Origin of the sequence: Leptolyngbya sp. FACHB-711 (assembly GCF_014695615.1) — a bacterium.
Lineage (GTDB): Bacteria > Cyanobacteriota > Cyanobacteriia > Elainellales > Elainellaceae > Leptolyngbya_A.
This window is the reverse complement of record NZ_JACJOR010000072.1, coordinates 1-6,373: the sequence shown is the minus strand read 5'-3', so window position 1 is coordinate 6,373 and position 6,373 is coordinate 1. Positions and strand designations below refer to the sequence as shown.

Below are 6,373 nucleotides of genomic sequence, written 5' to 3'. Positions count from 1 at the left end.
TCGTCCCGTTATTCAGCGATCGAATTTGCGGGTGATTTAGTAGGTTACTTACTTTGCTTTTGTCTTGAGATGAATAGGGGGCGATGCAGGGTCTCAAGTTGTGTCTTCATATTTCGATTCAGCAACGCCCTACGAATTCTTTGTAAAATCTCCGCCATCGGCTCTGTCTATCCCTCCTGAACAGGTTCTTGAACGCTTCTCTGTTTACTGGGCTGGACTGCCTGCTGCAATAGATAAATCACAACTTCATTCAAAGTCAGGACTATTCTCAGCCGCAAGACTTTGAATACGGTCATACAGTTCTTCCGGCAAGTTTTCAGTCTGAATTGAAGCTATTCACTATGCTCCCATGCCCGAATAGCGGCGCAAACCTTTCTGCCACAGCCAGCGATTTAACGCCCAGAAGAGCGCGATCCAGCCCAGCATGATCAGTAACCCCTGCACTACATTTTCCGGCAGACCGATCAATAGACTGGCAGGAAAATTAATCATGTAGGGAAACGGTGTCCACAGCACAATTTGGCGGACGATCGGCGGAAACACTTCCAGCGGCGCGATAATGCCTGACAGAAACAGGTAGAACAGAAAAAAGAAAGACTCCAACGAATTTGCTCGCTCAATCCAGAAAGCCAGCATTGCGAAGGCGTATTGGGTAACAAACCGTAGGATGAACGCCAGAGTAACGGCGAGCAGGAACAGCAGAACTTGCGACAGGCTGGGAATCCAAACGGCTTGCGGATACAGCATAAAAAAGAGAATTACCAGCAGAATTGCAAACGGCAACCGGGCAAATCGCTCGGCAAAGTGAGACATAAAATGATGCCAGCCTGGATCGAGCGGTTGCAGCAGTCGAAATGAGAGCTTTCCTTCCACGACTTCGCGTTCAAACTCCCAAATTACCCAAACGACGGTAAATTGCCGCACCAGAAAAACGGCGAGAAAGTAACGAATAAAGTCGATCGATGAAAGTCCAAACTGCCCACTCTGCGATGCCTGAATCCACACGCCCATCAGGATGAGCGGTAGGCTGCCCGACAGCATCCACAGAATCAGCTCTGCTCGGTACTCCACCATATAAGCGTAGTAAACGGTGAGCAGGGTTTGGGCAATGCGACCTGTCCGCTTGAGCCTCTGATTCATCTTGTGCCTCTAGGCTGACGGTCTTCGATAAATTCACCGTCGGAGACTTTGCCCTGCGGGAGTTGATTGGGCGACACTGCCTGGTCATTCCCGTTTGAGGTTGCATCCACCCGGGTTCCTAACTGAAACACCTGACCGATCACTTCCTCGATCGGCGGGTCTGTCACCTTCAAATCTACGACTTCAAAGTCTGCTAAGAGCTGGGCGATCGTATGCGTCAGCTTTTCCTGCGGCACAATAAACTGCGCGAGTTGTCCATCTACCTGCTTCAGTTCTCCGTAGGGACGTAGTTCGGCAGGCGATCGAGGATAACTGAGTTCGATCGACACTTCCCGACAGGGCGCAAACCGTTCGAGCAAGCCTTCTAAACTGCCGTCGTAAATCAGGTTTCCGGCATGAATCATCAGCACCCGCTGACACAAAGCCGTAATGTCTGCCATGTAATGGCTTGTTAGCAACACTGTCGCCTGATAGCGTTCGTTGTATTCACGCAAAAACTCGCGCACATTGACCTGAGCATTGACGTCGAGTCCAAGCGTCGGCTCATCAAGAAACAGCACTTTCGGATGGTGCAGCAGCGCAGCCAGCAGTTCCGCCTTCATTCGTTCGCCGAGAGAAAGCTTTCGCACAGGCTGATTCAGCTTGCCTTCCAGGGACAGCATCTCGGTCAATTCGCCAACGCGCTGCCGATAATCGCGATCGTCTATTCCATACACTGCCGCATTAATTCGGAGGGAGTCCAGCGCAGGCAAATCCCAGATCAACTGCTGCTTTTGCCCCATCACCAGCGTAATTTGCTGAAGAAACGCCCGCTGCCGCCGAAAGGGAATATGCCCTGCCACCGTGACTTGTCCTGAGGACGGGTGAATCAGTCCGGTGAGCATTTTAAGCGTGGTTGTTTTGCCTGCCCCGTTTGGTCCCAGAAACCCTACGACCTCACCGGGTTCGATCGCAAAGGAAACCGATTGAACCGCTGTAACCGAGCGATAGGTGCGCTGAAAGAAATGCTTGATGGTTCCCGCAAAACCGGGATCTTTAATCGCAACGGGATAAACCTTCGTCAGGTTTTCAACCGAGATCATGGGCATGGGACTGCTGGGGTGTGGTGTCATGTCTTATCGTTTCCCGTCAATTCCCAGATGTCTTCCTCCTTCCAGGCTATTTCGGAACCGAGCGATCGGTAGCTCTCATCTCCTTTAAGAATTTAGGCTTCACTCCTAACCTCCTCATTTTTGGGGTAGGGAAGGCACGCCTACTACAGTTCTCAAAGTCCCTAGAATTAGGAGATTTAGGGGGCTGCAAAACCCAGAACTTGGACAAAACTTGTGGATACACACCAGCCCTACATCAAAGAGGGATTGAGGGGGAAGGCATCTGGAATACCGTACATCAGACGATGGCATTGCTGATCCGACAGATGAATTTTGCAAGGGTAGTTTTCAAATCATCCCTAGCGCAGAACTCCCTATCTGATAATCCGATTTCCATTCAGTAATGCCCAGACTATTTCTGTTCGGGGTGGGTGGCTTCAGGAGCATCCATACCTAGTTGATTGATGACGCGAATCATTTGGTAGAGCCGTCCAAAATCGCGCTGGTTGTAGTGCATTACTAAACGGGGCAACTGTGCCGCATCGCCGCCCAACTCCTCCGGCAGTGGCTTGGCTTGCTCGATTTTTCCCGATATCAAAATATCGCTGAAGTTCTGGTTCAGATACTCCATATCGTTGGCAGATAGCTCGGAGTTGAGGCGCAGCACCAGTTTGTCGCCCACATAGCGGCTAGAGTGAAACACGCGATAAAAGCTCGAAATCATCTCGCAGGCAAGATCGACGCGATCGGTAATCGTGTACAAATCCAGATCGTCCGGGCTAATCAGGCCATCCTTCAGCAAATGGTCACGCACATAAGCTTCCCAGCCGCGCCAGTAATTGCTTCCCGGCGGCTCTACCAGCACGAGCGGCAGCAGGTCAGACTTTCCAGTTTGCATCAAAGTCAGGCATTCATACGCCTCGTCCTGCGTACCAAACCCGCCCGGAAACAAAGCGAGCGCATCGGTCTCCCGCAGAAAAAACAGCTTGCGTGTAAAGAAATACTTGAAATTGACCAGCTTGTCGCTGCCTTCGAGAAACGGATTTGACCCCTGCTCAAACGGCAGTCGAATGTTCAGCCCAAAGGAGTTCTCTGATCCGGCTCCCTCATTGCCCGCCTGCATAATACCGGGACCGCCGCCCGTCATCACCATAAAGCCTTGCAGCGTAACGCATCTTGCAAAGTCAACCGCCATTTGATACGCCGGAGTTCCAGGCTTGATGCGAGCAGAACCAAAAATCGTAATTTTGCGGATGTGGCGATGGGGATAGAATACGCGAAACGCCTGTTCCATATCCTGCAATGAAGCGTTCAGGATTTTCCAATCGAGGCGATCGGCATCGACTTCTGCCATCCGCGCCAGGGTCATGAGTGCCTGTTGAATCAGTGCGCCATGCTTCATCTTGGGCAACTGATCGAGCAATTCGCGAATTTCTGCCTGAAAGGATTCTAAGCTGGACGATGAAGGAGATAGGGTCATGTATTCCTGTGACAGCAGTACCCTATTCTACCGGATCAAAAAACGCGCTGTCTAAATCGCCTTTACGGCAATTCTTTGTAGGACTGAAGCGGGATACCAGGGCAAAACCGGGCTAATCCAGATGAAGTTTGCTTCCTTGTGTTAAGCCGTTGGGATGCTACAGCAGCGCAGTCCCAAAATCCACGTAAAATGCCCCAGCCAGAAAGACCAGGGCACTTAAGACAAAAGAGATGGCGTACTAGAAATCTCGTACTCTCAATCTCACAAACAAATCTCACAAACCGCAAAGTAGCCAGAACCGAATAGACATAAAACGAGGGGTAGAATGCCTGTGACGGCTGATCGATCGAGCAACTTAGAGATATTTTTCGAGCGTGGTCGCCAGCGTGGTTTTAGGAACGGCCCCAACCACCATATCCACCCGCTGTCCGCCCTTGAAGATCATCAGGGTAGGGATGCTGCGAATCCCATACTTGCTGGCAACGCTGGGATTTTCATCGGTATTGACTTTGACAACTTTAATCTGACCAGCGTACTGTTCGGAGATCTCATCAACCACGGGTGCGACCATCCGACAAGGACCACACCAGGGTGCCCAAAAATCAACCAGAACAGGAACGTTGCTCTCAATTACTTCTTGTTCAAAAGTTGCGTCTGTAACTGCGGCTGCTGACATGCCTGAAATCCTTAGCCTATATTATCGTTCAAAATCTTACCATAGCGAAAACAAGCAGCTTGCGCTATCGGTCTATACAAACAGATATAAATTTGGGATTCAGCTCTCTCGTCCGATCGAATGATTTGAACCTCATCGAGCTATGTTTTTAGACGGCATTTTCGACCCTTTTTTGAGACCGTCCTGAGCAGCAGAGGTTTGAGCAGAGAACTTCTTCTCCTGTGACAGTTTCTTAAAAACATGCCAATTGAATGCCTGTTTAAACGAGGAACCGCCTGAACAGTGTCCAGGCGGAGTGTGGTGTGAGGAGTGAACGGAAACATACGTCTCCGCTTCCTTCTATTGTAAGCGACTGTTATGGATTTTCACTATGGTTTCCCGTGAAGCCGCAGATAAACTTATATAAATCCGGTTGACAAGGTGAAGTTTATTTACCCATGCCGAGCTGCTGTGCCTTCTGGTAAACCTTGCCTTCAGTCAACAGCGAGGGAGCAATCACGACTTCAACTTGCTGCATCTCCCGAATATCCTTTGCGCCCAGCGTGCCCATACTGGTTTGCAGTGCCCCCAGGAAGTTGTGAGTTCCATCATCGAGCTGAGCCGGACCGCGCAGAATTTGCTCTAGTGTTCCGGTCGTGCCCACACGAATGCGAGTACCACGCGGCAAAACCGGACTGGGTGTTGCCATGCCCCAGTGATAGCCCCTGCCTGGAGCTTCTGCGGCTCTAGCGAACGGAGAGCCAATCATCACGCCATCCGCACCGCAGGCAATACATTTGCAGATGTCTCCTCCGGTAATTAAGCCACCGTCTGCAATCACCGGAACGTATTTGCCCGTTTCCCGATAAAAGTCTTCACGCGCTGCTGCACAGTCTGCTACAGCAGTCGCCTGGGGCACGCCCACGCCTAACACTCCGCGAGAGGTACAGGCAGCACCGGGACCAATGCCGACTAACACCGCCGCCGCGCCTGCTTTCATCAGGTTGAGTGCTACGTCATAGGTTACGCAGTTGCCTAGCACGACGGGAATCGGCATTTCCTGACAGAACTTTGCCAGATCCAGCGGGGTGATCGACTCTGGAGAGAGGTGAGCCGTTGAAACCACGGTTGCCTGAATAAAGAATAAATCTGCGCCTGCTTTTGCAACTGTTGCGCCAAACTTGGCAGCTCCCGCAGGGGTAGCACTTACCGCTGCAATCCCGCCCTGGGATTTAATTTCCTGGATGCGCTGCTCGATCAGTTCTGGCTTGATTGGCTCGGCGTATAGCTCCTGCATCAGGGGCACAAATTCGTGCTTATCGACAGAGGCAATGCGATCGAGAATTGGCTCAGGATCGGCATAGCGCGTTTGAATGCCTTCCAGGTTTAGCACTCCTAATGCACCGAGTTGGCTCAGCCGCACTGCCATTTTGATATCGACAACTCCATCCATTGCACTGGCAATGATCGGAATCTGTCGCTGAATGCCGCCGATCGTCCAGCTTGTATCGGCAAGCGAGGGATCGAGGGTTCTGTTTCCGGGAGATAGTGCAATTTCATCGATCCCGTATGCTCGACGGGCAGCTTTGCCTCTACCAATTTGAATGTCCACGCTTCTATTCCTTAAGACTTATTCAAACTAGACTATCAAATCTAGAGAGATTCAGGGGACAACCCGATCGGGATCCGGACAAAACATCTGTATGCTTTGTTACAGCATTTTGATGAATCTCCGATAACTTTGAAAAATGAGAATTGAGCTTGAAGCAATAGCAATAAAGCAATAGCAACAAAGCAATGGCAAAAGTATCGAAGATCGATCGACTTGCAAAAGCTTTCATCCTGGTTGCTCAAGCTTGAATTTTGTAGGCTGGAACGGCAAAAGAATAAGGAATATAGCTTTACGGATACACGTTCGAACAATGGTTGAAGGCAGCATCGACACAATCGCGAAAGCTATCAAATTCATCCCAGCGTTGACGCATCCAATTCTTGAGCACGAACCAC

The 6,373-nt window shown here is 50.6% G+C and carries 5 protein-coding genes and 1 pseudogene; all 6 read right to left on the bottom strand.

Going from position 1 to position 6,373, the window contains the following annotated elements:
- Positions 1–339: 339 nt before the first annotated feature.
- On the bottom strand, positions 340–1,140 hold the full coding sequence (locus H6F80_RS01790) for an ABC transporter permease (protein WP_190789906.1): 801 nt from the start codon (positions 1,138–1,140) through the stop codon (positions 340–342).
- Positions 1,137–2,252, bottom strand: coding sequence for an ABC transporter ATP-binding protein (locus tag H6F80_RS01785; RefSeq protein WP_518523499.1), 1,116 nt, complete (start codon positions 2,250–2,252; stop codon positions 1,137–1,139). The genes H6F80_RS01790 and H6F80_RS01785 overlap by 4 nt, the downstream gene beginning before the upstream one ends.
- Before the next feature lie 391 nt (positions 2,253–2,643).
- The gene (locus H6F80_RS01780; protein WP_190789905.1) at positions 2,644–3,711 is read right to left on the bottom strand and encodes an LOG family protein; all 1,068 of its coding nucleotides are present in this window, start codon (positions 3,709–3,711) and stop codon (positions 2,644–2,646) included.
- 355 nt (positions 3,712–4,066) lie between these two features.
- Entirely contained in the window at positions 4,067–4,387 is a 321-nt protein-coding gene (gene trxA, locus H6F80_RS01775) for a thioredoxin (protein ID WP_190789904.1), read from the bottom strand.
- Between the two features lie 427 nt (positions 4,388–4,814).
- The gene (locus H6F80_RS01770) at positions 4,815–5,978 is read right to left on the bottom strand and encodes a GuaB3 family IMP dehydrogenase-related protein (RefSeq protein ID WP_190789903.1); all 1,164 of its coding nucleotides are present in this window, start codon (positions 5,976–5,978) and stop codon (positions 4,815–4,817) included.
- A gap of 289 nt (positions 5,979–6,267) precedes the next feature.
- Positions 6,268–6,373, bottom strand: a pseudogene (locus tag H6F80_RS01765) (IS630 family transposase); the annotation flags it as partial.